Genomic DNA, 24,761 nt, shown 5'->3' on the forward strand with positions numbered 1-24,761 from the left:
TGGCGACCGATTGGCGGCGACCGGTTGCTGGGCCGCGCCAGCGCCGGGTTAGCATGGGTGGGCATTTCTGCAAAGGGCGGGAGGTGTCTTGATATGGCGGCCGAACATGGCGCACTCGCGCATCGTGTCGGAGGACAAAATGATGTGATGGTTAAGGCCCGCCTTAAGCCCTCGTAAAGCCGGATCGATCATGTTAGCCGGCAGCGGACGGGCGGCGTGGGGGCTAACCAGTCGAGGCCGATCTATTGCCGCTGGCACGCTTGATTATCGTCTTCCTGATGCTGGCAAGTTTTGCCCTGGCTTTCGCGGAACTGGTGCGCCAGTCGGAAGAGAAGAGTTTTAGACCGCAGCCCACCGCCTCACGCTGCGGCGACGCGGCGGGGACACCCTGTCCGCAAAGGGCGCTTTGACGTTACTACGCTGGTCCTTAACGGGCGAGCAGATGACAGCCGGCCTGGCGCTTTTGCGCGAGATACTCGTCGACAAGCTGGCGATAGCGGACTCTCCCGAAGCTCGGGAAATGGCCGCCATGCACGACCGAGACATCGAAATCGCGCAGGCGCAGCAGCGTTTCGACATAGTCGTCGATATCGGAGTGATAGACGTCGTCGATCAGCGGGCCGTCATAGATGATGTCGCCGGAAAACAGGATGCCCGTCCTGTTTTCGTAGAGCGCAACGCCGCCGGGTGAATGACCGGGCGTGTGGATCACCTCGAAGGCACGGTCGCCGAGATCGAGGATATCGCCTTGCTCGAGCAACCGGTCGGCCGGTGCGGGCAGGATCCGGTAGCGCTTCGTGTCCCAGCCTTGCGGCATGCCGTCGAACATCTCGTCGGTGGCATAGCGGTCGGCAACCGTCCATTCGTTGCGCGGGTCGGCGAGGATCCCGGCCTCGGCCGGGTGCACGCAGCGGTCGGGAAATTCGTGATGGCAGCCGATATGGTCGAAATGCGTGTGGCTGGCCACGCAGGTGAGCTTGCGCTCCGTCAGCAGCGGCACGTGGCGCCGCAAGCTGAAATGGCCGAGGCCGGTGTCGAACAGAAGATCGCTGTCGCGGCCGCGCACATGCCAGATGTTGCAGCGGAAGAACGGCTTGATCCACGGCTCGTGGATCAGCGTCACGTCATCTCCCATGCGGATCGTTTCGTACCAGTGGCCGGCGTCGATGGTTGGAAGCGTGCTCATGTTCAGTCCGCAAGCAGGATGATGTCGCCAGCATCGCACGATACCGCGACCACGTCGCCCGGCTGGACGGCCGATGCCGAGGGAACCTTGGCGATGAAATGCAGCGCCGGGTCGGTCGCGGAGGTCCCCAGAACACGCTTGAAGCTGCCCTGAAAGACGACATCGCTCACCTTGACCGTGCCAAGCGCCACGCCGCCACTGGTTGCGCCGAGGATAAGATGCTCCGGCCGGACGGCCAGCGCAACGGTCGAGCCGGCCGGCAATGTGCCAGGCACGGAGAGCGACCCAAGCTTCGTGGTGACGGTGAGCTTGCCGCTCTTCGCCTCCGTCACCGTTCCCGATATCAGCGTGCTTTCGCCCATGAAGGTCGCGGAAAAGCGCGTCGCCGGCCGTGCATAGACACGCTCGGGCGGTCCTTCGTCCTCGATGCGCCCGTCATTCATCACCACGCAATGATCGGCCAGCGCCATCGCCTCTTCCTGGTCGTGGGTGACGTGGATGAAGGCGGTGCCGACGCGTTTCTGGATCGCCTTCAACTCGTCCTGCATCTGCCGGCGCAATTTCAGGTCGAGCGCGCCGAGCGGCTCGTCGAGCAACAGCACCGCCGGCTCGACCACCAGGGCGCGCGCCAGCGCCACGCGCTGCCGCTGGCCGCCGGAAAGCTGATGCGGCTTCTTGTCGAAGGCGGTGGCGAGGCCAACCAGCGCCAGCGCCTCGCGTGCCCTTGCTGCCCGGGTTGCGCCATCGACACCCTGCATGCGCAGACCGAAGCCGACGTTGCTGCCGACGCTCATGTGCGGGAACAGCGCATAATCCTGGAACACGGTCGTCGTCGGCCGCTTCGCCGGTGGCACTGCGGTGCAGTCCTCGCCGCGGATCAGCACCTTGCCTTCGCTCGGTGTGACGAAGCCGCCGAGGATGGACAGAAGCGTCGTCTTGCCGGAGCCGGATGGCCCGAGCAGGATCGTGTAGCTGCCCGGCTCGATCGTCAGCGAGACGTTCTTCAGCACGGTGAGCTGGCCGAAGCGATGCGAGACCGAGCTTATATCGACCAGTGGCGCACTCATGCCGGCTTCCTCCGCAACAGCATCAGCTCGAACAATACCACCAGTACGATGGAGACGGCGAAGACCAGCGAGCCGACGGCGTTGGTCTTGGGATTGAGGCCGGAGCGCAGCAGGTTCCAGATCTCGACCGGCAGCGTCGTGTCGAAGCGCGTCAGCAGGAACGAGATGACGAATTCGTCCCAGGAGAAGGTCATCGACAGGAAGAAGCCGGCGAAGATCGCCGGCGCCATAACGGGTACGGTAATCAAAAGCAGCACCTTCCATTCGGCGGCGCCGAGATCGCGCGCGGCGCGCTCGATATTGATCTGGTGGTCGCCCATCTGGCTGTAGATGATGGCAAAGCAGAGCGGCAGGTTGATCACGACATGGCCGATGCCGGCGGCAAGTAGCGATTTCGGTATGCCGGTCCAGTTGAACAGCACCAGCAGCCCCATGCCGATGATGAGATAGCTGACGGTCAAGGGCAAGGTGATCAGCCCGCGCATCAGGCCCGAGCCCGGCAAGGCGAAGCGCGCAAAACCCCAGGCGGAGAGAAAGCCGAGCGTGACGGCGACAGCCGAGGAGACGACCGCCACCAGCAGCGAATTGACCAGCGCCGAAGTCAGCCGCGTGTCGGCGAGCACGGCCTCGTACCAGCGCAGCGACGGCCCGGTGAAGGGCGGGATCGGAAACGAGGTTGCCTGCAGCGAAAACAGCACCAGAACGACGACCGGCAGAAATATGAAGCCGTAGATTGCGATGGCGTAAAGGCCGGAGACGAGGCGGATGAAAGCGCGCATGGTCAGGCCCGCTCGATCTTCAGCCAGCGGGCGCAGGCGAGGTAGGCGATGGTGACCACCGCCATCAGGATGATCGACAGCGCCGAGGCGAGCGGAAAGTCGCCGCGCCGGCCGATCTGCATCATGACGAGCTGCGGCATCAAAAGCTCGTTGTTGCCGCCGAGGATCTGCGGCGTGATGTAGTCGCCGATGCACAGCACAAAGGTGAGGAAGGCACCGACCATGATGCCAGGCAAGGTCAGCGGCAGAACGACATGCAGGAAAGTCCGCAGCGGCCCGGCGCCGAGGTCGGCGGCGGCCTTGCGGTAGCTGGGGCTGAGCTGCTTCAGATTGGCGAAGATCGTCAGCGTCAACAGCATGACGAAGAAATGCACGAAGCCGGTGATGGTGGCCAAACGCGTATTGGCGAGTTGCAGCGGTTCGCCGAACAGGCCGGAGCCGGTCAACGCGCGGTTGACGACGCCGTTCTGTGCCAGCACCAGCAGCCACGAATAGGAGCGCACGACATAGGAGGTCCAGAAGGGCAGCACCGCCAGCATCAGCGCCAGCCGCTGCCAGCGCTCCGGCACCTGTTCGGCCAGAATCCAGGCAAAGGGATAGGCAAGCAGCACCGAGATAATGGTGACGATCGCTGTGACCTGTAGCGAGTTCACCATCGCCTGCCAGTAGGACTGATTGGCAAAGAATTGGCTGTAGTTGGACAGCGTGAAGCCGCCGCCTTCGTGCGCCGTCAGGCTAGATACCGCCATGGCGACGAAGGGCAGCACGAAGAACAGCAACGTCCAGCCGAGCGCCGGCGTGACCAGCGCCCAGGGCAGGGCGCGCCCGCTGTTGGCGGCGTTCACGACCGGCAGCCGGTCATTGCGCCTGCAGCATTTCGGTCCAGACGTCCTGCATCTTCTTGTCGAGATCGGCATTCGGCGCCGGATAGGCCTGGGCGCGGGCGAGGAATTCCGGCTGCTCGTCGAAGCGCAGGATCTTCTTCTGCTCGTCGCTCAGGGCCGCCTTGCTGTTGGCCGGCATGCCCCAATAGCAGGACGAGGTGGCGAGCCGCGCCTGCCCTTCGGGGCTCATAATGTACTGGATGAATTTAAGCGCCAGATCCTTGTTCTTGGAATCCTTGAACATTGCCAGCGACTGCGACCACAGCACCGCGCCTTCTTTCGGAATAGAGAAGTCGAGGGCAGGGTTTTCCTTGGCCAGCCCAGCCGTCACCCATTCGCCGCCGCCGACCAGTATGTCGACCTCGCCTGTCGCCAGCGCCGTCTGGCTGGCGGTCACTTCGCCGACCAGCTTGGCGTTGGCCTTCATTTTGAGCAGCTCTTCCTTGATGGCGGGAAGGTCAGCTTCGGTCAGTTCCGCAGTCTTCTTACCGATCGCCAGTGCGGCCATGCCGATGACCGGCAGGTAATAATCGTAGATGGCGATCTTGCCCTTGTATTTGTCGCCGGTCAGCGCGGCAAGCGACTGCATGTCGGCCGGGTCGACCTTGGTCTTGTTGTAGCCGATCGTGTTGTAGCCGAACTTTTCGGTGATGCCGTAACGCTTGCCGTCGACGACGGTGGAGCTATCCATCTTCACCTGCGGAAACAGATCGGCCAACGGCAGCTTATCTTCCGGTAGCGGTTCGAACAGGCCTTTTTCGACGCCCCGCGGTATGTCGATGCTGTCGATCACCATCACGTCCCAGTCGCCCGGCTGCGACTGTTCGACGATGGCCAGGCCGGCGCCGGTGCCTTCGAACTCCTTGACATTGACCTTGACGCCGTTCGCCTCCTCGAACGGCTGCAACAGCGCCGGATCGGCGTGATCGCACCAGATCAGCGCGTTGAGGTCCTGCGCCTGAGCGAGGCTGCCAGCCGCCAGCAGCAGTGCTGCGGCGGCGCACGCGCCTTGGAGATAGCTCTTCAGAAAAGAAAGCGGATTCCTGACGGTTGGATTGGGGGTCTTTGGATTGACGGACATCGAGTGTTCTCCCTTGCCTTTTTGGCTTGTAGCAAAAAATTGAACCAATTCTAAAATTGAGTCAATTCTGTTTTTGTGGCAAACAGCCGCTATGAGCGGATTGCGGGCAAGGCAGAAGGCGGATCGGCACCGCCGCATCATCGAGGCGGCGGCGGCGCTTTTCCGCGATGCCGGCTATGAAGGCGCTAAGATCGAAACTATCGCCGCGCAGGCCGAAGTCTCGGTCGGCACGATCTACAACTACTACCAGAACAAGGGCGACATCCTCGGCGCGATCGTTTCGATGGAGGTCAACGAGGTGCTGAATGCCGGGCGCGGCGTCGTCGCCAACCCGCCAGCCAATGTCGGCGACGCTCTCGATACGCTGCTCGGCATCTATATCGAACATTCGCTGCATTATCTCAGCAAGGAGATGTGGCGGCAGGCGATGGCGATCTCGACGCAACTGCCGGACAGCCCGTTCGGCCAGGCCTACACGGCGCTCGACCGGGCACTGACCGAGCAGATTCGCGCGCTGATCGCCAGGCTACAGGCGCTCGGCCTGGTGCGCCGCGACATCGATGGTCCCGCACTCGGCGAACTCATCTTCAACAACATGAACATGATGTTCATCGAGTTCGTGAAGCGCGAGGAGGCGAGGATTGCAGAATTGCGCACGGCGATACGCAGGCAGAACCGGATATTGGTGGCGGCGATTGGGGTGTAAGACGATCAAGGGCGAGTAGGACCAGCAACACAAATCGCCGCAGCCGGAGTATCGCCTAACGGTTGATCAGCCATAGAATGGCCGAGAGCACGATGCTGACCAGTATCGCCGTGGTGATAGGGACATAAAGCCTGAAGTTCTCACGCTCGATCACGATATCGCCGGGCAGCCTGCCAAGGCCGGAGCGGGCCAACCAAGGCCACAGCAGGCCTATGGCGACTATGCTGAGACCAACGACGATCAGAGTTCGCGACATGGCATCCTGCCGGAAAGTGTCGTGCCAGAAATATAGTGTTGACGGATCTTGCAAGCAGCGCTCCACTCGATATTGCCTCTTGAGTTGAGATTGAAATCTGCTACAACCTTAACGGGCATAAAGGGAGGGATTGGATGCGGATTTCCATCTGGCATTGGGCTATACTGCTGCTGCTGATCGGCGTGCCCGTTTTCTTTGCCGTTCGGTCAGCCGCAAAGCCATTACAGGATCCTTCGGCTCTCGTCGGTTTTGGAGGCTGGCTTATGCTGCTGGCGATTGGACAGTGCTTGGCACCTTTCCGCACGCTGGCTGAGCTGTTCTCTTCGAGCGGGGGCTATCGACAGCTAATGACGCTCCCCAACGGCGCCTTGGCGGTCTACGGCGAGGTCGCCCTGTTGCTGGCGTTTCTGGTGCTCCAGCTGGTTGTGTTCGTTGCAATGCTCCGGCGGAGTTCCCGTTTCAAGCAGCTGTTCCTGTATCAATGGTTTGCAATACCAATCGTATTTATTCTGGACACGACATGGATCTCAGCGGTTATGAGCGCTCCTGTGAGCTTGGTGCTTGCAGGGGATGCGCTGGTAATGCCCGCAGTTTCTTTTGTCCTGACCGGGATCTGGGTCGCCTACGTCTACAAGTCGGTCAGGGTGAGAAACACGTTCGACCGGGCCGCGATATCCGGTCGGGTCGCGAGTGCTTCCTGAGCTTGCCGCGAGCCCTATGTATGGCAGCCGACAAAAAATGCCGGGCGCGCTGCATCGACCCGGATCACCCGGCCTGTAGGCCTGCTCGAGCGAGGATTTCAGGCGCCGGCGTGACATGCCCGTGCGGCTTGCAGTAGCCGGGGTCGATCGCGCGATAGCCAAGCAGATGGCCGAGTGGCGCCAGGATCCCCAGCGCCACTCGCTGAATAGCAGGTGGCGGGTGCGTGAAGACGATCACGTCGGCAAATTCCCTGGCGATGACCGCTGCCTGAAGCGGCGAAGGCCTGCCTTTTCTGTCCACCTTGCCGGCATTGGCCAGGCCGAAGAGCATGCCGATCAGCAGCTCGAAACGGTTCGGGTCGACATTGTCTGCACCTGGCGCCCGGTCGACTTCGACCAGCACATGCGCTTCTTCGGTTTTGCTGCTGTTCCACCAATCATGTGCGACGCCTGCTTCGACCGTGGCGGATTGGCCGGGCCCCAGGGACAAAGTCTTCCCGGCCATGCGAGCGTCGAGCCGGCCGCCGAGGACGGCAAACCGCTCCGTCAGGTTCGGGTGGTAGTGCTCGCCCACCACTGCGGCTCCCGGTCGGGCGGTCAGATGAGCGATGCCAGGTCCCTGGCCGCGGTCTTCGGTGCCACGCAGGATGACCGCATATTCGCCGGTCACCTTGTTCTCGTAGACATCTCCACAGCGTGACATGGATCAGCTCCGGGTTTCAGAGCACCGCTGCCGGCAAGCTTACGGTTAACGGGTTGGCGGTTCAACGACCGCTCGAACGAGCGATTGCGGAAACACTAGTTGCCGGCTCTTCGTCAACGCGGGCGATCAGCGCTCTATCGGACATGCTTAGGCGGGCGCGCTCGCGGAAACGGCACGACCGTCAGTGGCGCCTTGCGGAATTCCGCGATGGCTATTTCTTCAATCAGCGCGTCGAGGGCCTGGTTGACGCGTTGGCTCGTTTCATCCGCGCCGCAGAGGCGGTTTTGTGCGCACTCCAAAAGCTCGCGCGCCGCGGCGAAATCACTACGCATGACAACACCTTTGGTTTTTGGCCCGCCGCACGGGCATTGTCGGCGCGCTTAATTGAGCGAGTGCTAATATACACTGGAGCAATTTAATCGAATGCTGTTAAGTGGCCGTCGGGAGGCGGGACGAACCTATGGCCCAGCAAAAAGCAAGACAGGAATGAGCTCGGCGTCTCCTGGTAGGAGATGCTTGAGCCTGTTCTGGTTCAGGCTAAGCCGGCAATTTCACGGGAACTTTCTGGCGATCCCGACGCTCCCGGTACGTACCGTCCTAATCTTTCGTATAGTCAGGCCCAAAACGAGTCGGTAGATTGTCGGCGAGTTTCAACCAAGGGAGCTTCTCCTCAAAAGCGACATGCAGCGTAGGTGCAAATTTTTCTGGCTCCTCCATCGCCGCCGCAAAAAAATGCATGACATCAGACATGTTCTTTGAGCGGAAGGACAGCGGCGTACCACAGTGATCGCAAAATGTTCTTTCCACACCGGGAGAAGAGTTGAATACCTTCGGTAGCTTGCCCAGCCATCGCCATTGGCCGTTCAAGACGCCAATATAGGTGGTCATCGGCGCAGAACATTGCCGCCGACAACTTTCACAATGACAGACCACGCAGGCCTGTGCCGGGCCATCGACTTCAAAGGCAATAGCGCCGCATAAGCAATGACCACGCATGCAAATACTCCTCGAGTCAACAAGGACAGCTTCATGCCTGGGCGTGAGGGAGGCGCCATGAAATGCGCCGAGCTGGCGCCCAATTCCGACATTCGGCGCTGGCGATTGTCCTCGCCCGCGCGAGGCGTTGCCTCCAAGCTGCCTTCACTATCGCCTTTGCGGCATATTGAAATGTTCGTAGAGTTTCTCCGCCAGGCCGCTGGCGCCAAAGCCCGTCAATACCGATGAAAGTGCCAGCGGCGCCTTCTTGTCGAGCATGGCTTTGGCGATCATCAGATCGTCGCTTCGCTTATGAGTCCTCAGCCTAATACGATCTTGGGCGGCTTAAGAATTCTCTGGCGGCGGCAATCTGGCGTCGATGCTCGCGAAGGAATGCCGCGCCGAAGCAAATGGCGAATGCCAGTACCGAAAGGCTTGTGGTTGCTCTTGATGCAGGATCAGGATCGGGACTTACCAGGAAACGGAAGCCGAACGCCAAGGCGAAGACGACAACGCCACCAAACATGCCGCTGACGAAGGGGGCGGTCGTGCGTTTCTGCTCCAACGACAACTCCTAGGTTTTCCGCTAGGGAACTATGGTTTCCGCCAGGGAATATATGCGTTGAAGCTGATGTGCTACCGATCCTGACGGCCCCGGCCTGTGGATATCGGGGATGAGCAGATATCAAGCGCCCCGGAGGTCTCAAGAAGCCCGTGCTGGTGCCCCCGGACGGGATCGAACCGCCGACCTTCGGTTTACAAAACCGCTGCTCTACCAGCTGAGCTACAAGGGCACGGCGCTCCGGTTAACATATTTGCTGCGCCAGTAAAGACAAAACTCCGTTTTGCCCGGCATGTCACATGGGCCGTCGGCGAGGGGCATCCTGAAAAGCGCCTGATTGCTTCCTACATATGGAAACGGTGCAATCGCTTCGAGCAGGGGTGCCGCATGATCAGATTTGTCATCATTCTCCCGATCATCTTCGTGGCCTGGATGCTGCTGGTGAAGATCATCAGAGATGTGAAGAAGGCCAATGTCGACTGGACCGGCGTCACCACCATCATCGGCTTCATCGCGCTCGCCTTCTGGCTGCGCCATGTCACGGGGATGTGAAAAGAGCGAGTAGCGAATAGTGAATAGCGAATAGCAACGTAGCGAGTGGTACGTGGCGTTCCTGGCTTTCCCTGCTCGCTATTCGCTATTCGCTCCTTCTGATCTCCACCTTTCCCGCGCCGCACCGACTGAGGGTCAGAGGCGAATGGGTCGCCTCGATCAAAAGATCCAGGAGATCATCATGTTCAAGCGCACTCCTCGCCATAGGCACGGCAAGGGGTCATTTTCCTCTGATGGAGGCCCCCAATTTCCCAAGAGGGCCGCTTCGGCCGCCCTTTTGCGACTTGACCTTACGCTTGACCCGGAGCGGCAGCCTCGGCGTTTCGAGGTGATCAACGGTGCCGGCGGTCGGCGTCATTGGTCGGTGGATGACGAGGCACGGATCATCGCGGAGTCGAAACCACTCAATGGCGTCGAGCCCCTCGACTATCTCGCCGACGTACTTACCAGGATCGTCAACGGCCATCCGAACAGGCAGATCGATGACCTGCTGCCTTGGGCCTACATCCAGGCGACCGAGCTAAAGGCCGTGGCCTGTGAACACCGCTTCTCACCAGGTTTGGTCATGTCAAAGGAAGCGGGCGATATGCGAAAGGCGTGAGACAGGGACTATGAGGCAATTGGTGATCGGTTTTGGTGACGGCACTGTCACGTTTGTCCGTGAGTGGCTCGTCATTGCGCGGGGGGTACACAATCGAAATGCGAAGCGTCGTGCCGAGCACCGAAGCCAATTCTCGCTAATGATCATCTGGCCGACGGTGCTCGCGCAGGCTTGATCCTGTCGCCGCGGTTAACGTGTTCGCAAATCACCTCTTGCGGCGAAGCACGGTGGTATCTTGAGAACGCCCTTGGGGCGGCAGGCCCAATCGGGGCAGCGACGGGATACCGTGTGATTCGTTATGCTGACGAAGCCTGCCAAATCTGCATTGCCAAGAGAGTGCTTGTGGCGCAAAAAGTCCGCGCCACGGGCCGAACGAACCACAGAAGAAGGAATCTGATTCAGAACTTATAGGCTAGGCCAATCCGAAGGTCGTTAGTCTTCAGATCCACGTCGTAGTTCTCAAAGAGAACGGCTCCAGCGCTCTTCGTCCCGAAATCGGCGTAGCGATATTCCACACGGCCGATAAGGTTGTCGGTAAATGCATAATCCGCGCCGACGCCTACTGTCCACCCGCTCAAAGTTCTGTCGAAGGCATGTTCTGTTACCCCGCCGGCAGTGTTCCCGACATCATAGTGAGCAAATGCACCGCCCGCAGTAACGTAGGGCAGAAACCTATTGATACTATAGCCGACACGACCCCGTATTGACGCCGTCCAGTCAACTTTCCCATCGAAGCTCTGGCCAGCAATCGGAACGCCCCCCTCGAGGGTTGGGGTTGACCCGTGAACATCCGCGTAGTTGATGTCGCCTTCGATGCCGAGCACCACGCTATTGCGTAACTGGAAGTTGTAACCTCCGTAGATGCCGCCAACGAAGCCCTTCGGGTCCATCGGAGCATCAATCGCCAAAAAGGCGGTATAATCAGCCTTTGATTTCGCCCAACTATATCCGGCTTCCAGACCAATATAGGCCCCCGTCCAGTTGAAAGAAGTGGCTACCGGCTCTTCCATCACGGCATCCGCCGAAAATGCGGAAGTAGTGAGTGCAGCCACAAAACTCGCCGCCGTAAAAATGATCGCCCGCATAAAACCCCTCTTAAATTATTATTGTGATGAACAATCAGCAGCATCGCATTTTATGCTGTGACAGTTGCGCCACAGCAACCGGAGAAAGATGGCTTGGTTCGACCGTTCCGTTGACGTGTGCGTCCTCTGCTGCGGTGCCCTTCCCGAGAGTGGGTGACAGTTCGTTCCGGAGACATGGGTTACATTTTCGGCCCTTTGCAAGGAGAGCAAGGTGCCTGGAAGTAGTGTAACGTCATGGAAGAGCGGCTGAAGTTCATCGCCCGGCTGCTGGACGGCGAGAAGATGGCGGTGCTTTGCCGGGAGTTCGATATCTCGCGCAAGACCGGCTACAAGATCCTCACGCGCTACAACGACAGTGGCCTGGAGGGGCTGACGGACCGCTCGCGGCGACCGTATCGCCACGCCAATTAGCTTCCGTTTCAAATCGAGAAGCTGATTGTGCGACCGAAGCAGGACAAGCCGACATGGGGTGCACCGAAGATACGCGAGCGGTTGGCGCGGCTGTATCCCGATGTGCACAGACCACCGATCTCGACGGTGCATGTGGTTCTCGACTGCCATCGCCTATTCGAGCACCGCAAACGGCGACGCAACAGGGCGACGGGGACACCGCTTTCGAGCTACGCGGCGACCGCAAAGACAATGAGCCCGACGAGTGAACGCTCGTACCGCAAAGGGGGAGATTGGCCATAGCCAACGTCCTCGCCAATCTCTTGCAGGTCGAACTCGCCGCCAGCACGAATTCGGCCCAGGCGAACCAAGCCGCTCCAAGAAAATCGAAAAAAAGATTCGAACCTTTGTCCTTGCCGCGACGACAGATCATCAAGAGGCGGATGGATCGCCTCGGTCAACGAAGCAAGGAGATCGTCATGTTCACACGCACACTCGTTTCCGGCGTCATCGCCACCGCCGTCGCCGCCAGCACACTGCTCGGCACCCGTCAGCCTTCGGCCGCCCATCAAAACCACAAGCACCTCGGCATCGGTATTGCCGCAGGCGTCGGCGGCTTCCTGTTCGGCAGTGCGCTGGCCCAGCCGCGCACCGTCTATATCGAGGAAGACGGCGGCTCGTGGCACGTCCGGCGCTGCCTCAATCGCTACCAGAGCTACGACCCGTACTCGGACACCTATATCGGCTACGACGGTTATCGCCATCGCTGCCGGCTTTGAGAGCCACTATGCCAGCTTGAGAGGAGGCGACCGTTTCAGGCAACCGGAAGAAGGGGCACCCCCACTGCCCCTTTTTCTGCGTGTCTGAGTGGCAGGGCAGAGGGGTTGTTCCTCCGACCTCTTAGGACCTGGGTTCCTCTCCCCACCTCCGTGGGGCGAGGAACCCAAGCTGGAATAAAGTCGCGCTCCGTCAGCCTCTCTGTCCTGTCGAACATCGCTTAAGGCGAGATCGGATGCCGCTTCAGCATTCACCAACACTCTTGCCGATGTACAGGGATTTCCCGACAGCCTAATCTACTGCCGAGCCGAAACAGGGAGAGAGGGCGCTTGGGCGAGCACGATCCGAACGAAGAGCCGATCGAGACGGTTTTCCGCAACGGCACAATCACCACCGTCGGCATCCTGCTGGCGTTCTCGCTGGGCTTCATCACGCATTGGGCCGCCAACCCGATACCATGGGAAATCTATCACCTGGCTGCCGTCGTGCCGATTTTGATCGGCATTGCCCTGCAGATACGAGCGCTGCGGTTGCTGCTCGACATAACGTCTCTACAACGGCGCGTTTATGAACGCGCCAATCGTATCTTCATTGCCGGCCTCATCTTCACCGCCTGCGGAGTTGGGCTGGCGATGCTGCTTGATTTCTACGACCTGTCGACCAAGAGCGCGGTGCCCGGGGGCTAGCTCTGGCCATCCTGGCAGATGTCGCACCATTCGGCGCTGGTCAGCGCTGCCATGCGCTCGGTTCGCTGCCAAGGCCGGGAGGGGTCGGCAGGCCGCCGATCATCCTAGTCACCTGCGCTGCTGCATCGCGCACCAGCGGGCCGATTTCGGCCAGCCGCTCCGGTGTGACCCGTACCGTCGGCCCGGAGACCGAGACGCCGCCGATCGGTTCGCCGAATTCGTTGAAGATGGCGGCGGCGACACAGCGCATACCTGGATGCCGCTCCTCGTCATCGACCGACCAGCCGCGCAGCTTGATCGTCACCAGATCGCGGGCGAGCGCCGAGATGTCGGACAACGTGTTTTCGGTGAAGCGCTCCAGCCCGGCCTGGCGCAGTATGGTGGCAACGCGCTCCGGCTCGAGATGCGCCAGCACCGCCTTGCCGATGCCCGAGGCATGAAAGGAACTTCGCGTGCCCGGCCGGAAGAAGGCGCGGATCGCCTGGTGCGTCTCGACCTGGCTGACGAAGACCACGCAATCGTCCTCGGCGACGCCGAGATTGGCGGTCTCGCCGGTCTTCTCCATCAATTCCTGCATGACGATACGGGCGCGGTCGACCAGCTTGCGGCGGCGCAGGAACGCTGCGCCCATGCGATAGGTCTCGACGCCGATCGACCACAGCTGGTCGGTGCCTTCGAACTCGACCATGCCATGGTTCTCCAGCGTCGTCAGCATGCGGTAGGCGGTGGATGCCGGCAGGCCGGAACCGGCGGCGATCTCGCTCAACGACAGGCCGCTGCCATCGGCGACGATTGCCAGGATGCGCAGCGCCCGGTCCAGCGACTGCACCGAGGCGGCCTCGGACGGCCCGTTGAAAGCGCGCGGCCGGCCGCGCTGACGTTTTTCGGTGGTTTCCATCAGGCCATTCTCCGCTCTGTTCGCCCAACAAGCAATGAAAAAGTTTTTCATCCGCCGGCGAAGCTAATTTATGGAAAACAGAAAGGCCAATCAATTCAAGCAGCAAGAGCCGTTCCCTAGAAATGAAAAAATATTCTGAAAAAATTGAAAAATAATCGACGCACTGGCATCATCAGCCATCAACAATTCCGTGGAGGCTGACATGGCCAAGATGCGCGCAGTCGACGCAGCGGTTCTCGTTCTCGAAAAGGAAGGCATCTCGTGTGCCTTCGGCGTGCCGGGTGCTGCGATCAACCCGCTCTATTCGGCGCTGAAGGCGAGGGGCACCATCCGCCACATCCTTGCGCGGCACGTCGAGGCGGCCTCGCATATGGCGGAAGGGTTTACCCGCGCCAGATCGGGCAATATCGGTCTGTGCATCGGCACTTCGGGTCCGGCCGGCACCGACATGATCACCGGCCTCTATTCGGCCGCCGCCGATTCTATCCCCATCCTCTGCATCACCGGGCAGGCGCCGCGGGCGCGTCTCAACAAGGAGGATTTTCAGGCCGTCGATATCGCGGCCATCGCCGCACCCGTGGCCAAATGGGCGGTCACCGTCATGGAACCTTATCTGGTGCCGATGGCGCTGCAGAAGGCGTTCCATCTGATGCGCTCGTCGCGGCCGGGGCCGGTGCTGGTCGACCTGCCGGTCGATGTGCAACTGGCGGAGATCGAGTTCGACATCGATGCCTACGAGCCGCTGGTGCCGTTCAAGCCGGCAATGTCGCGCGCTCAGGCGGAGAAGGCGCTGAAGATGCTCGACGCGGCGGAAAAGCCCGTGATCGTCGCTGGCGGCGGCATTATCAACGCCGATGCGTCGGACCTGTTGATAGAATTCGCCGAAGTCACTGGTGTGCCTGTCATTCCGACGCTGATGGGCTGGGGCGCGATCCCCGACGACCACCGCCTGATGGCCGGCATGTGCGGACTGCAGACCTCGCATCGCTACGGCAATGCGACGATGCTCGAGGCCGATCTCGTTTTCGGCATCGGCAACCGCTGGGCCAACCGCCACACCGGTTCGGTCGATGTCTACACCAAGGGCAAGAAGTTCATCCACGTCGATATCGAGCCGACGCAGATCGGCCGCGTCTTCGCACCGGACCTTGGCGTCGTCTCGGATGCCGGTGCAGCGCTTAAGATGCTGCTCGACGTCGCCACCGAGTGGAGGACGGCCGGAAAATTGCGCGACTGGTCGGGCTGGGCCGGCGAATGCCGGCAGCGCAAGAAGACGATGAAGCGCAAGACCCACTTCGACCAGGTGCCGCTGAAGCCGCAGCGCGTCTACGAGGAGATGAACAAGGCGTTCGGCCGCGACACCACCTATGTCACCACGATCGGCCTGTCGCAGATCGCCGGGGCGCAATTCCTGCATGTCTACAAGCCGCGCAACTGGATCAATTGCGGCCAGGCCGGACCGCTCGGCTGGACATTGCCGGCAGCGCTCGGCGTTCGCGCCGCCGATCCGGACCGCACAATTGTGGCATTGTCCGGCGACTATGATTTCCAGTTCATGATCGAGGAACTGGCGGCCGGCGCACAGCACAGATTGCCCTACATCCATGTCGTGGTGAACAACGCCTATCTCGGGCTGATCCGCCAGGCGCAGCGCGGGTTTTCGATGGATTTCGAAGTCAGCCTGGCCTTCGAGAACGTCAATCGACAGGGCGATGCCGAAGCTGGCTATGGCGTCGATCACGTCGCGGTTGCCGAGGCGATGGGCTGCAAGGCAGTCCGGGTGCGCAGGCCGGAGGAATTCGCCGGTGCCTTCGAAGAGGCAAAGCGCCTGATGAACCAGCACCAGGTTCCGGTGGTGCTCGAATTCATCCTCGAGCGCGTCACCAATGTTTCAATGGGCACCGAAATCGACAAGATCACCGAATTCGAGGAGCTTGCCGAGCGCCATGAAGATGCCCCCACGGCGATCGTCATGCTCGATTAAGCCGCATATGAGGAACTACTGCCATGCCACGGTTTTCAGCCAATCTTTCGATGCTCTTTGGCGAGCATGACTTTCTCGACCGCTTCGATGCCGCTGCCCGCGCGGGCTTCAAGGGCGTCGAGTATATCGGTCCCTATGACCATGCGCCGGATGTCGTCGCGGCCAGGTTGAAGAAGAACGGGTTGACGCAGGTCCTGTTCAACCTGCCTGCCGGCGACTGGGCCAAGGGCGAGCGCGGCATTGCGATCCTGCCGGACCGCATCCCGGAGTTCCGGCAAGGCATTGCCAAGGTCGTCACCTATGCGCACGCGCTCGGCTGCGAGCAGGTCAATTGCCTCGCCGGCATCGCGCCGCAGGGCGTCGATCGCTCCGTGCTGGAAGACGTGTTTGCCGAAAACCTGGCTTTCGCGGCGGAAAAGCTGGAGCAGGCCGGCATCAGGCTGCTGATCGAGCCGATCAACACCCGCGACATTCCGGGCTTCTTCCTGAATTACTCGGATCAGGCCCTGGCGCTGATCGACCGCGTCGGCTCGAAGAACCTGTTCCTGCAATACGACATCTATCACATGCAGATCATGGAGGGGGATCTCGCCCGTACCATCGAGGCAAACCTCGACCGCATCGCGCATATCCAGCTTGCGGACAATCCCGGCCGTCATGAGCCGGGGACGGGCGAGATCAATTTTCCCTTCCTGTACAGCCACATCGACCGCATCGGCTATTCCGGTTGGGTTGGGGCGGAATACAAGCCGAAGGGCGGAACGGAAGCCGGACTGGGGTGGTTTCGGGAGTTGGCCGGGCAGGCGGCGGCATAGACGCTACGCATCGCCGCCTTAACAAGAAGCGGAGAACAACAATGGACACCATCGGCTTTATCGGCCTCGGCATCATGGGTGCGCCGATGGCGGGGCATCTGCTCGATGCGGGCTACACCGTCGTCGCCAGCAATCATCGCTCGAAGCCGCCGGCCGATCTCGTCGCCAAGGGTCTGAAGACCGTCTCTGGCCACAGCGCCGTCGCGAAAACGGCGGACATTGTCATCACCATGGTTCCCGACACGCCGCAGGTGGCCGATGTGCTGTTCGGCGAAAACGGCGTCGCGTCCGGGCTGACAAGAGGCAAGCTGATCATCGACATGAGCTCGATCTCGCCGATCGAGACCAAGGAATTCGCAAAAAAGATCAACGATGTCGGCTGCGACTATCTCGATGCGCCGGTGTCGGGCGGCGAGGTCGGCGCCAAGGCGGCGTCGCTGACCATCATGGTCGGCGGCGAGGAAACAGCCTTCGAACGCGCCAGGCCTATCTTCGAGAAGATAGGCAAGAACATCACTTTGGTCGGACCCAACGGCGTCGGCCAGATCACCAAGGTCGCCAATCAGATCGTCGTCGCGCTGACCATCGAGGCCGTCGCCGAAGCGCTGGTTTTTGCATCGAAAGCCGGCGCCGACCCGGCCAAGGTCAGGCAGGCGCTGCTGGGCGGGCTCGCAAACTCGCGCATCCTGGAAGTGCATGGCGAGCGTATGATCAAGCGCACTTTCGCGCCCGGCTTCCGCATCGAACTCCACCAGAAGGACCTGAATCTCGCCCTTGAAGGCGCGAAAGCGCTCGGCGTCGCCCTGCCCAACACTTCAACGACGCAGCAATTGTTCAACTCGTGCGCGGCGAATGGCGGGTCAAAGGAGGATCATTCGGCGCTGGTCAAGGCGCTGGAGCGAATGGCGGGATGTGAAGTGGGTGAATAGTGAATAGTGAATAGTGAATAGGTAGTCAGTTGCAGATAGGTGAGTAGTTGGTAGTAAATTGGTCACGACTTACGCACAGTCTCACCATTCACCATTCACCATTCACCATTCACCATTCACCATTCACTCTTTCAAAAATTTCCTCGCCGCATAAAGCGCCACCGCCGCGGCATTCGACACGTTGAGCGAGCGGATGGCGCCGGGCATGTCGAGCCGGGCCAGCGTCGTCACCGTCTCGCGCGTTTTCTGGCGCAGGCCTTTGCCCTCGGCGCCAAGTACCAACGCGATCTTTTCTCCGGCAAAGCTCGTTTCGAGCTCCGCCGGCCCGTCTGAATCCAGGCCGATCGTCTGGAATCCGGCCTCGTGCAGCTGCTCCAGCGCATCGGCGAGGTTCTTCACCTCGATCTGATCGATGTGTTCGAGCGCGCCGGAAGCCGACTTTGCCAGCACGCCGGATTCCTGCGGGCTGTGGCGCGCCGTGGTGATCAGTGCGCCGGCGCCGAAGGCGACCGCCGAGCGCAGGATCGCGCCGACATTGTGCGGATCGGTGATCTGGTCGAGCACCAGCACCAGCCTGGTGTCGCCGAGCGCATCGAGGCGTTTCGGTTTCAGCGGCTCGGCCTCGATCAGCACGCCCTGGTGCACGGCATCGGAGCCGGTGACCTTGTCGATGTCCCTTGGTTCGACCAGTTCCGCCTTGAAGGGCAAAGCGCCGAGATCGGCGATTGCCAGTCGCTCGGCAGCGTTGCGCGTCACCAGCATCTTCTTGATTTTGCGGCGCGGATTGTCGAGTGCGGCCCGCACCGTGTGCAGCCCGTAGAGCCGCACCAGCCCATCCGCCGGGTTCTCGCCGGGCGGCACCGGCTGGCGCGGCCTGAACGCTGGCGCGCCGCCGCTCTTCTCGTCGCGATGCGCGCGGCGCAGCTTGGCGTAGTGGGTGTCTTTAGGGGTCTTGGATTTGTTATCGTTGCTCATGGCCGGCTTCTATAGCCGTGTCGTCCGGTCATGGATACAGCCGCACAAGCTGCTTGTCGGGCGAGGTGTGAAATTCAGCGCTTTTTGCCGGGCTGTTGCGGTTGACAGTTTTGGACGCTCCCGCCATAAGGCGCTGCGCGGAAAGGCTGCTTTGGCGGCCGCGACGCGTCGATGCCTCGTTGCATGGCTCCGGCGGCAGACTGGAGAGGTGCCCGAGTGGTTAAAGGGGACGGACTGTAAATCCGTTGGCTATGCCTACGTTGGTTCAAATCCAACCCTCTCCACCACTGCCGGCCCGGAAGCCCTAGAACGCAGCGCGAGCGTCGGAGCGGATCCGATGCTTGACTGAAAGGCGCGGGTATAGCTCAGTGGTAGAGCAGCAGCCTTCCAAGCTGAATATGCGGGTTCGATTCCCGCTACCCGCTCCAGCCATCCACTTGAAATTATTGATTAAATCGCTTTCTGAAAAGTGCGCCGTGTCACGCGTGTCACTGGCGTGTCACTGTCTTAGTTTGGCTCGCGCCTCGGCTACCTTGCGGTTGTTGTCGAGGTCGCCGTTGCGGACGTAGCCTTGCGTCGTCTTGGTGGTGGTGTGGCCGGCCATCTTGCGGGCAGATTCGAGATCGGTGGCGATCTCGGCTTCCGAAATCGCGCCAGCGCGGGTGTCCATCGACCAGACGCTTGCCGGCACCTTCGCCGCGGTCGCCACCTCGCGCCAGTCGGTGGCATAATAGTTTTCCCGGTAGGGCAGGCCGGTCGCTTCCGAGACGATCAACGGCCCGAAGGCTGGCAGCTTGATGCGCCTCAGCACCATCTGCACCAATGGGCATTTGCTGAGATCGTGCTCGGTCGCCGCCTTGTTCTTGGCGGTGATGGGCACCGTTAGGACATATTCGGCGGAGATGTCGGCCACCGTCAGGCCACGCCATTTGGTATTGCCGCGCACAATGCCGCCGACATCGCCCACTTCCAGGGGTAGCCATTCGCCGATGATGTGGATGCGGCGCAGCGCCGTGTCCCACTGCAGCGCCTGCGTCAGCGCGATCGACGGCCGCTTCAGCTTGATCGCCGTGGCGCAGATGGCGAGCGCGTGCCTGTATTCCATCTTGATGCGGCGCGGGTCCGGCGTGGCGAATTCCATCAAGGATAGGATCTCGCGCGCCTGGGCGCAGCCAGCCAGGCGTTCCGTCGTGCCGAAGGACAGGACCGATCGCAGCTTGCGGATGGCGCCATGCGCACGGCGCGTGCGGCCCTTCGATCCCCATTGCTCGAACCAGCGGCGAAAATCCGAGCCGACCAGGTTGCGCACCAGGCGCTTGCCGACGGTGTCGACGATCAGCCTCAGCGACGGGTCATAGTCGCGGATGCGCGTCGGGTGCTTCAACGCCTGATAGGGTGATTGCGGATGTGTCTTGTAGACCATCACCGCCGAGGCGACAGAACCGTCATATTCCGGGCTCTTGCCGTGGCCTTCCAGATCGGCAAGCAATTCATCGGTCCAGGTCCGGCAGATTTTCGAGATGGCCTGGTCGTCGGTTGTGACATCTGGATGTTCAAGTATGGCTTGGGCGATCGCTTCATCCGTGATCGGCCGCGGGTCGAGCGCCTTCGGCGTCTTCTTGCAGGCCCGCTGCGGCACCCAGTAATGAGCGCGGCTGCCATCCGCCCTCGGCCGGTATTTGTAGCCCGGCCGGTCCTTTCGCTGTTCAGTCATTAAAATTTTCCTCTCCGTCCACGGCGGCGGGAATGCCGCCTGCACGGGAAGGAGAGTCCAAACCGGCGCGCCGGTCAAAGAAAACTTCGACGGAACGGCGATCGGTCTTGTTCACAAGCTGGTCGCGGGGCGGAAAATGGCGCGTGGCGCGCAGCCGGTCGAGCGCGCGTTCGGATAGGCCGAACCAGGCGCGCAGCTCCTGGTCGGTCATAAAGCGCGGTACGAATCGCTCGTCCAGCTTCATGGCTTTGCGTTCCGGATGGCGTTGCCGCTGGTGATCATCGCGCTGCCGTCGGCGAATTCGACCCGGACCGAGTTGAAGCGGGCTGGCTTTGGCAGCCCGAAGCCAGACAGGGCGAACGAGGCGGTACCCGCGCGGCTGCGTGCGGTCACGCGGCAGGGATGGCCTTTGCGGCCGTGGCGGTCCCAGCGATAGATGTAGGGAAGGGCGGTCAATCCGGCCTCCAGTCCCAGAAGCCCTGCAAACCCTTGGCGGGCTGGATCGGCTCGAGCGGCACGATGTCGGTCAGCGGCCAAGCCCAGTTGGAATGCTCGTCGCGATCGCTGTCGTTCAGCTTTGCGCCGAATTCCGAAACGATGTCATGGGCGCGCTTCGGCTCGCCGAGCACGGCCGTGCCGAGGATCGAGGCGAGAGGCAGGGCGAACGGATTGGAATGCCAGCGCTCGAGCATGGCCAGCGCTTCCGGCTTCAACGCCGTCGACCACGATTCGGCAGAGCGCAGGCGCAGGATCAGATCCGCCAGCTCGGATTTTCTCACTGGCCGGGCGCCGGCGTGGATGGCGATCCGAGTGCTGCGCAGCGCCCTTGGCGCCGGCCAGCCGCGAAACTCGTAGGGTTTGACGCCGGCGATGATCAGCGTCGCCCAGGGCTGCCAGATGGTCAGGGCTTTCATGTCGACACCGCTGGGAAGTCCTTGGGATCGAGGCTTTCCCTCTTTTCCAGCGCGAGTTCGGCGCCGGCGCGGGTGAGGCGAAACAGGTCGCTACCACCGGTTAGTTCCGAGCCGGCGCGCCGCCATGCGTGACCGGCCTCAACCAGCGCCATCCATTCGCGATGATCGTTGCCGCCTTCGCCTGTGACGAAGTGGTTTCGGTACGAGCGCCGTTGCCTGTTCGGCAGACCGAGCGCGTGTCGCGCGAGGTCCTTCTGTGCCGGGGTCATGCTGCCACCTCTGGAAATTGGGAGTGTTCGACGCCGTCGAGCAGCCGGCCGGCGGCTTTCTTGCCGACCTGTTCCAAACTCATGCTGGGTCGATCGAGGCCGTAGCCGGCGCCAACCCAATAGGGTTTAGCTGGCGCTATCGTTCCAGCCGGCAGCGGATGTGCCCAAAGCTGCCAGTCAGTCTCGCGCCATGCGCCCCACTGCTTGAAGAAGAACGGCACGCCGGCGGCCTGGCATTGATCGCGGATCGAGCGCGCCCAGGCAGGATGCATCGGCCGCGCGCCCGGGCCGCTCTCGCCGCCGACGATGATCCAGTCGAGTTTGCCGCCCTCGTGCAGCAGTCCGACATCGATATCACCCAGGCGGTTGCCGGCGGGATCGCGCGCCTCCGCCTCAGGGGCGAGGTAGAGCGCCGCGTTGAAATCGTCGTCTTGCGTGTTCTGGATAATGGCCCGAACGCCCTGGTTCGGCATTGCCATCAACTCAAAGCCTTTCTTCGACAGATAGCCGACTGCCTTCACCGCCACACAGGCATGGCACCGATCGCGCTCAGCTTCGAGCGAGGCTATGTGGTCGGCGGCGGCGAGACGATGCTTGCGTTCGATAGCGTGCTCTGAGACGAATTTCGCGAGGGTATCTAACGCCTCGTCAAGTTGACGCGACACTTCTTCAATATGGTCGGCAGCGCGCAACCTGCCTTGGGCGGCGGGAACTATCTCCGGCAGCGGCCCGTGCTTCGGCTTCGCCGCCTGCTTGGCGCGGATCTTGTCGGTCTTCGACCAGCAGCGGGTCAGCTCCGTCTCGCCGGCAATGTCCATGTCGATCTTGTGGGCGTTGCAGAGCGCGGCCAGCGTCACCATCGTGCCGCCGGTCTCCTGGTGCGGCTCGCCGACCGGACGGCCGAAGACATAGTCGACCAGTTGATGCGCCTCGCTGGCGGTGCAGCCGAGCGCCTGGACCAGCTCGAGCGATTCCTCGAGGAAGCGGTGGTTGCGTTCCATGCCGTCGGCGGCGATCGTCTCGCCGAAGCAGGCGAGCATGAAGGAATGCACCCGGTCCTGATAGCCGCCCTTCAGCGCCGCGCGGGCGTCGCGCGCCTCCTGCTGGTAGCGGTTGCTGGCTTCGAGTAGCTCGCGTTCGCGGTTGGCGTCCATCATCAAACCCTCATTGGCATCAGGACGAAGAGCGGCTTGAGGCCGGTCTCGTCGGCGGTTTCCGGCTGGATCAGCGTCGGCGAGCCTGCTTCACCCAGGCTGAACACCAGGCGCTTGCCTTCCGCGGCGTTGAGCAGGTCGAGGCAGTAGCGGCCGTTGAAGCCGATCTCGACGCTGTCGCCCTCGCCATGCTCGATCGTCACCTCGTCATTGGCGCTGCCGGCGTCGGGGTTGTTGGTGGTCAGCGTCAGGTTGCCGCCGGCCTCGAAGGCGAACTTCACCGGGCTGCCGCGCCCGCTCGACACGGTGCCGACCCGGTCGACGGCGCTGGCCAGTGTTTCGCGCTCGACGGTGAAATGGTTCTGGTTGCCGGTCGGGATGACCCTGACATAGTGGTCGGGGAAGCTGCCGTCGATCAGCTTCGACAGCAGCGCTGCCTTGCCGGTCTCGACGCGGATCTTCGTGTCCGACAGGCTGACCTTGACGGCACCTTTGTCGCCGAGCAGCTGGCGGATCAGCCCGACGGTCCGGCGCGGGATGATGATGCCCGGCATCCCGGCGGCGCCCTGCGGCAGAGGTGCCGCGAACTTTGCCAGCCGGTGGCCGTCGGTGGCGACGGCGTTCAGCGTCGATCCTTCCTCGGGTGCATGCCAATAGATGCCGTTGAGGTAGTAACGCGTCTCCTCGCTCGATATGGCGAAGGAGACTGTGTCGAGCATCCGCTCGAAAAGACCGGCATCCAGGTCGAAACTGTGGCTGAAGGTGCCTTCGCTCATCGTCGGGAAATCTGTCGACGGCAGCACCTGGATCTTGAAGCGCGACCGGCCGGCGGTCAGCGTGGCGAAATCCTTCTCGGCCAGCAGCGCGATCTCGGCGCCCTCCGGCATCTTGCGAACGGCATCATGCAGGATCGCCGACGGCAGCGTGAAGGCCTCGTCCCGGCCGGCCTGGCAGGCGAGTGTGGCGCGCAGCTCGCAATCCAGGTCGCTGCCGGTGATGGTCAGCGTGCCCGCCGCGGCGTCGACGGTGAGCAGGACGTTGGCCAGCACCGGAATGGTTGTGCGTCGCTCGACGGCCTTGTTGACCAGCCCGAGCGCGGGAAGCAAAGCCTCCCGCGCCGTGATGATGGTGTTGGGCGTCTTCACGCCGACATCTCCGGCGTGCCTTCATAGGTCGGCAGGCCCGTCTGGTCGCGCGCTGCGGCGAGCACGTCGCGGACGTGCTCGGTGATGAACTGGTCGGGCCTGTAGATCTGATAGAACCAGGTGACCTTGCCGCCCGCCGGCCGGTAGCGCAGCCGGACCGGAATGCGCACCTTGTCGCCCATGAAGAACGGCGCGATGTTGAGCATGAAGATGCCCGGCACCTTCAGCGCCTTGCCGTCGGCGCCGCTATGCGTCTCTTCCCAGGCGATCTGGCCTTCGCCACTCTGCAGCGTGGTCGAGGCCTTGACCTTGCTCTCGACGTTGACCTGCAGGCCGCGCGACAGCTCGACCAGTTGCGCCGGCGTCGCGATCGTGGTGGCGAAGTCGCGCTCGTATTGGAGCTTCTCCTCCTCGGTAGGCGACGACAATTCGGCGACGCGATCCTCGAGGAACCAGGCGAAGTCGCCCTGGTCCATCTTCACGCCGTCGCCGGCAACCCATTTCTGCCATTCTTCCGACAGCGGGAAGGCATAGTGCACGCGGTGCTTGCCGAAATTGGCATGGCCTTCGGCAAGCTCATGATAGTCGATGACGGCTGTCAGCGTCGGCTTCTTCCAGTCCATATTGGCGAAGATGGCGCTGTGATCGGTCAGATGGCGCAGCGTCAGGTTGCAGAAGGCCTCGAAGGTCTGGGCCGTCGCCTGGCCGGTCTTGCGGGCGGGGAACTGGCGGTAAGGTTCGAGCAGGCGTTCAAGACCTTCCACGCCGGGTGCCGTGCCGCGCTTGAGCAGGACCGGGACAGCACCGGGCAGGCCGGGAGCCTTGGCGGTGTTGGTCAGCGTCGCGATTTCGACACCTTCCGCCTTGGCGCCGAGCCATGCCGCGACGTTGAGGTCGACGGTGAAGGGCGAGGGCGAAAGCAGCGCTTCGCCTGCAACGTTGGAGGTCTTGTCGGCCATTGGGAAGTTTCCTT

General features: G+C 61.9%; 31 protein-coding genes, 3 tRNA genes and 2 pseudogenes. 12 read left to right on the top strand and 24 right to left on the bottom strand.

Going from position 1 to position 24,761, the window contains the following annotated elements; genetic code table 11:
• Positions 1 to 427: 427 nt before the first annotated feature.
• From NKH42_RS23875 to NKH42_RS23895, 5 genes are read right to left on the bottom strand one after another with little or no spacing between them, the layout of a single operon-like run.
• A complete protein-coding gene (locus NKH42_RS23875; protein ID WP_352508553.1) occupies positions 428 to 1,186 on the bottom strand; it encodes an MBL fold metallo-hydrolase in 759 nt (252 codons plus the stop codon).
• A 2-nt stretch (positions 1,187 to 1,188) separates the two neighbouring features.
• Entirely contained in the window at positions 1,189 to 2,253 is a 1,065-nt protein-coding gene (locus NKH42_RS23880) for an ABC transporter ATP-binding protein (RefSeq protein WP_352508552.1), read from the bottom strand.
• Positions 2,250 to 3,032: an ABC transporter permease gene (locus NKH42_RS23885; RefSeq protein WP_352508551.1), complete on the bottom strand. Its 783-nt coding sequence runs from the start codon at positions 3,030 to 3,032 to the stop codon at positions 2,250 to 2,252. Before NKH42_RS23885 ends, NKH42_RS23880 begins: the two co-directional genes overlap by 4 nt.
• A gap of 2 nt (positions 3,033 to 3,034) precedes the next feature.
• On the bottom strand, positions 3,035 to 3,877 hold the full coding sequence (locus NKH42_RS23890) for an ABC transporter permease (protein ID WP_502896212.1): 843 nt from the start codon (positions 3,875 to 3,877) through the stop codon (positions 3,035 to 3,037).
• A 13-nt stretch (positions 3,878 to 3,890) separates the two neighbouring features.
• A complete protein-coding gene (locus NKH42_RS23895) occupies positions 3,891 to 4,997 on the bottom strand; it encodes a polyamine ABC transporter substrate-binding protein (protein WP_352508550.1) in 1,107 nt (368 codons plus the stop codon).
• Between the two features lie 91 nt (positions 4,998 to 5,088).
• On the opposite strand from NKH42_RS23895, the gene NKH42_RS23900 reads away from it, so the two are divergent.
• Positions 5,089 to 5,703 carry a TetR/AcrR family transcriptional regulator gene (locus tag NKH42_RS23900; protein ID WP_254817119.1) on the top strand — a complete coding sequence of 205 codons (615 nt, stop codon included), beginning with the start codon at positions 5,089 to 5,091 and terminating at the stop codon, positions 5,701 to 5,703.
• A 55-nt stretch (positions 5,704 to 5,758) separates the two neighbouring features.
• On the opposite strand, the gene NKH42_RS23905 is transcribed toward NKH42_RS23900, so the two are convergent.
• Positions 5,759 to 6,013: a DUF2905 domain-containing protein gene (locus NKH42_RS23905; RefSeq protein WP_352508549.1), complete on the bottom strand. Its 255-nt coding sequence runs from the start codon at positions 6,011 to 6,013 to the stop codon at positions 5,759 to 5,761.
• A gap of 80 nt (positions 6,014 to 6,093) precedes the next feature.
• Here NKH42_RS23905 and NKH42_RS23910 point away from each other — a divergent pair, with 80 nt between their 5' ends.
• Positions 6,094 to 6,660 carry a DUF2569 family protein gene (locus tag NKH42_RS23910; protein ID WP_352689930.1) on the top strand — a complete coding sequence of 189 codons (567 nt, stop codon included), beginning with the start codon at positions 6,094 to 6,096 and terminating at the stop codon, positions 6,658 to 6,660.
• 64 nt (positions 6,661 to 6,724) lie between these two features.
• Here NKH42_RS23910 and NKH42_RS23915 read toward each other — a convergent pair whose 3' ends face one another.
• The 6 genes from NKH42_RS23915 to NKH42_RS23940 all read right to left on the bottom strand — a co-directional run bounded on the left by NKH42_RS23915 (position 6,725) and on the right by NKH42_RS23940 (position 9,132).
• A complete protein-coding gene (locus NKH42_RS23915; protein WP_352689931.1) occupies positions 6,725 to 7,363 on the bottom strand; it encodes a cupin domain-containing protein in 639 nt (212 codons plus the stop codon).
• A gap of 134 nt (positions 7,364 to 7,497) precedes the next feature.
• Positions 7,498 to 7,695 carry a hypothetical protein gene (locus NKH42_RS23920; RefSeq protein WP_352752606.1) on the bottom strand — a complete coding sequence of 66 codons (198 nt, stop codon included), beginning with the start codon at positions 7,693 to 7,695 and terminating at the stop codon, positions 7,498 to 7,500.
• 265 nt (positions 7,696 to 7,960) lie between these two features.
• On the bottom strand, positions 7,961 to 8,359 hold the full coding sequence (locus NKH42_RS23925) for a GFA family protein (RefSeq protein WP_352508546.1): 399 nt from the start codon (positions 8,357 to 8,359) through the stop codon (positions 7,961 to 7,963).
• Between the two features lie 147 nt (positions 8,360 to 8,506).
• Positions 8,507 to 8,632 (bottom strand): hypothetical protein, encoded by a 126-nt coding sequence (locus NKH42_RS23930; RefSeq protein WP_302894114.1) that lies wholly within the window; start codon positions 8,630 to 8,632, stop codon positions 8,507 to 8,509.
• 31 nt (positions 8,633 to 8,663) lie between these two features.
• A complete protein-coding gene (locus NKH42_RS23935) occupies positions 8,664 to 8,903 on the bottom strand; it encodes a hypothetical protein (RefSeq protein WP_352509827.1) in 240 nt (79 codons plus the stop codon).
• 153 nt (positions 8,904 to 9,056) lie between these two features.
• Positions 9,057 to 9,132 (bottom strand) — tRNA-Thr (locus NKH42_RS23940).
• 155 nt (positions 9,133 to 9,287) lie between these two features.
• Here NKH42_RS23940 and NKH42_RS23945 point away from each other — a divergent pair.
• The gene (locus NKH42_RS23945; RefSeq protein WP_352509826.1) at positions 9,288 to 9,452 is read left to right on the top strand and encodes a hypothetical protein; all 165 of its coding nucleotides are present in this window, start codon (positions 9,288 to 9,290) and stop codon (positions 9,450 to 9,452) included.
• A 385-nt stretch (positions 9,453 to 9,837) separates the two neighbouring features.
• Positions 9,838 to 9,987 (top strand): annotated as a pseudogene (locus NKH42_RS23950) (transposase domain-containing protein); the annotation flags it as partial.
• Positions 9,988 to 10,451: 464 nt separating this feature from the next.
• On the opposite strand, the gene NKH42_RS23955 reads toward NKH42_RS23950, so the two are convergent.
• Positions 10,452 to 11,138 carry an outer membrane protein gene (locus NKH42_RS23955; RefSeq protein ID WP_352509825.1) on the bottom strand — a complete coding sequence of 229 codons (687 nt, stop codon included), beginning with the start codon at positions 11,136 to 11,138 and terminating at the stop codon, positions 10,452 to 10,454.
• 234 nt (positions 11,139 to 11,372) lie between these two features.
• Here NKH42_RS23955 and NKH42_RS31295 point away from each other — a divergent pair.
• Positions 11,373 to 11,756 (top strand): annotated as a pseudogene (locus NKH42_RS31295) (helix-turn-helix domain-containing protein); the annotation flags it as partial.
• Positions 11,757 to 11,758: 2 nt separating this feature from the next.
• On the opposite strand, the gene NKH42_RS23965 reads toward NKH42_RS31295, so the two are convergent.
• Positions 11,759 to 11,989, bottom strand: a complete 231-nt coding sequence (locus NKH42_RS23965) for a hypothetical protein (RefSeq protein WP_352509822.1) — start codon at positions 11,987 to 11,989, stop codon at positions 11,759 to 11,761.
• A gap of 18 nt (positions 11,990 to 12,007) precedes the next feature.
• On the opposite strand from NKH42_RS23965, the gene NKH42_RS23970 reads away from it, so the two are divergent.
• Positions 12,008 to 12,307 carry a BA14K family protein gene (locus tag NKH42_RS23970; RefSeq protein WP_352509821.1) on the top strand — a complete coding sequence of 100 codons (300 nt, stop codon included), beginning with the start codon at positions 12,008 to 12,010 and terminating at the stop codon, positions 12,305 to 12,307.
• Positions 12,308 to 12,634: 327 nt separating this feature from the next.
• Positions 12,635 to 12,991: a hypothetical protein gene (locus tag NKH42_RS23975; RefSeq protein ID WP_352477490.1), complete on the top strand. Its 357-nt coding sequence runs from the start codon at positions 12,635 to 12,637 to the stop codon at positions 12,989 to 12,991.
• 40 nt (positions 12,992 to 13,031) lie between these two features.
• Here the strand turns inward: NKH42_RS23975 and bhcR are convergent, their stop codons facing one another.
• On the bottom strand, positions 13,032 to 13,889 hold the full coding sequence (gene bhcR, locus NKH42_RS23980; RefSeq protein WP_352509820.1) for an HTH-type transcriptional regulator BhcR: 858 nt from the start codon (positions 13,887 to 13,889) through the stop codon (positions 13,032 to 13,034).
• A 202-nt stretch (positions 13,890 to 14,091) separates the two neighbouring features.
• Here bhcR and gcl point away from each other — a divergent pair, with 202 nt between their 5' ends.
• From gcl to NKH42_RS23995, 3 genes are read left to right on the top strand one after another with little or no spacing between them, the layout of a single operon-like run.
• The gene (gene gcl / locus NKH42_RS23985) at positions 14,092 to 15,873 is read left to right on the top strand and encodes a glyoxylate carboligase (RefSeq protein WP_352509819.1); all 1,782 of its coding nucleotides are present in this window, start codon (positions 14,092 to 14,094) and stop codon (positions 15,871 to 15,873) included.
• Positions 15,874 to 15,896: 23 nt separating this feature from the next.
• Positions 15,897 to 16,688 carry a hydroxypyruvate isomerase gene (hyi, locus tag NKH42_RS23990; RefSeq protein WP_352509818.1) on the top strand — a complete coding sequence of 264 codons (792 nt, stop codon included), beginning with the start codon at positions 15,897 to 15,899 and terminating at the stop codon, positions 16,686 to 16,688.
• Positions 16,685 to 17,617 carry a 2-hydroxy-3-oxopropionate reductase gene (locus NKH42_RS23995; protein ID WP_352689938.1) on the top strand — a complete coding sequence of 311 codons (933 nt, stop codon included), beginning with the start codon at positions 16,685 to 16,687 and terminating at the stop codon, positions 17,615 to 17,617. The genes hyi and NKH42_RS23995 overlap by 4 nt, the downstream gene beginning before the upstream one ends.
• Positions 17,618 to 17,740: 123 nt before the next feature.
• Here the strand turns inward: NKH42_RS23995 and NKH42_RS24000 are convergent, their stop codons facing one another.
• Complete coding sequence (locus NKH42_RS24000; RefSeq protein ID WP_352689935.1) at positions 17,741 to 18,592, bottom strand: TrmH family RNA methyltransferase; 852 nt, start codon at positions 18,590 to 18,592, stop codon at positions 17,741 to 17,743.
• A gap of 202 nt (positions 18,593 to 18,794) precedes the next feature.
• Between NKH42_RS24000 and NKH42_RS24005 the strand changes: the two genes are divergently transcribed.
• Together NKH42_RS24005 and NKH42_RS24010 are read left to right on the top strand one after the other, a co-directional pair.
• A tRNA-Tyr gene (locus NKH42_RS24005) sits at positions 18,795 to 18,879 on the top strand.
• Between the two features lie 67 nt (positions 18,880 to 18,946).
• Positions 18,947 to 19,020 (top strand) — tRNA-Gly (locus tag NKH42_RS24010).
• A gap of 71 nt (positions 19,021 to 19,091) precedes the next feature.
• On the opposite strand, the gene NKH42_RS24015 is transcribed toward NKH42_RS24010, so the two are convergent.
• The 8 genes from NKH42_RS24015 to NKH42_RS24050 are packed head-to-tail and all read right to left on the bottom strand — an operon-like array spanning position 19,092 to position 24,747.
• Positions 19,092 to 20,306: an integrase gene (locus tag NKH42_RS24015; protein ID WP_352974491.1), complete on the bottom strand. Its 1,215-nt coding sequence runs from the start codon at positions 20,304 to 20,306 to the stop codon at positions 19,092 to 19,094.
• Positions 20,299 to 20,550 carry a hypothetical protein gene (locus NKH42_RS24020; protein ID WP_352974493.1) on the bottom strand — a complete coding sequence of 84 codons (252 nt, stop codon included), beginning with the start codon at positions 20,548 to 20,550 and terminating at the stop codon, positions 20,299 to 20,301. The genes NKH42_RS24015 and NKH42_RS24020 overlap by 8 nt, the downstream gene beginning before the upstream one ends.
• Positions 20,547 to 20,762: a hypothetical protein gene (locus NKH42_RS24025; RefSeq protein ID WP_352974495.1), complete on the bottom strand. Its 216-nt coding sequence runs from the start codon at positions 20,760 to 20,762 to the stop codon at positions 20,547 to 20,549. The genes NKH42_RS24020 and NKH42_RS24025 overlap by 4 nt, the downstream gene beginning before the upstream one ends.
• Entirely contained in the window at positions 20,759 to 21,220 is a 462-nt protein-coding gene (locus NKH42_RS24030) for an ASCH domain-containing protein (RefSeq protein ID WP_352974497.1), read from the bottom strand. The genes NKH42_RS24025 and NKH42_RS24030 overlap by 4 nt, the downstream gene beginning before the upstream one ends.
• The gene (locus NKH42_RS24035; RefSeq protein ID WP_352974500.1) at positions 21,217 to 21,489 is read right to left on the bottom strand and encodes a hypothetical protein; all 273 of its coding nucleotides are present in this window, start codon (positions 21,487 to 21,489) and stop codon (positions 21,217 to 21,219) included. Before NKH42_RS24035 ends, NKH42_RS24030 begins: the two co-directional genes overlap by 4 nt.
• Positions 21,486 to 22,646, bottom strand: coding sequence for a DUF5131 family protein (locus tag NKH42_RS24040; RefSeq protein WP_352974502.1), 1,161 nt, complete (start codon positions 22,644 to 22,646; stop codon positions 21,486 to 21,488). The genes NKH42_RS24035 and NKH42_RS24040 overlap by 4 nt, the downstream gene beginning before the upstream one ends.
• The gene (gene dnaN, locus NKH42_RS24045; RefSeq protein WP_352974505.1) at positions 22,646 to 23,788 is read right to left on the bottom strand and encodes a DNA polymerase III subunit beta; all 1,143 of its coding nucleotides are present in this window, start codon (positions 23,786 to 23,788) and stop codon (positions 22,646 to 22,648) included. The genes NKH42_RS24040 and dnaN overlap by 1 nt, the downstream gene beginning before the upstream one ends.
• A complete protein-coding gene (locus tag NKH42_RS24050) occupies positions 23,785 to 24,747 on the bottom strand; it encodes a DUF2303 family protein (RefSeq protein WP_352705001.1) in 963 nt (320 codons plus the stop codon). The genes dnaN and NKH42_RS24050 overlap by 4 nt, the downstream gene beginning before the upstream one ends.
• Positions 24,748 to 24,761: the final 14 nt, after the last annotated feature.

Source organism: Mesorhizobium sp. M1142, assembly GCF_040318565.1.
Classification (GTDB): Bacteria; Pseudomonadota; Alphaproteobacteria; order Rhizobiales; family Rhizobiaceae; genus Mesorhizobium.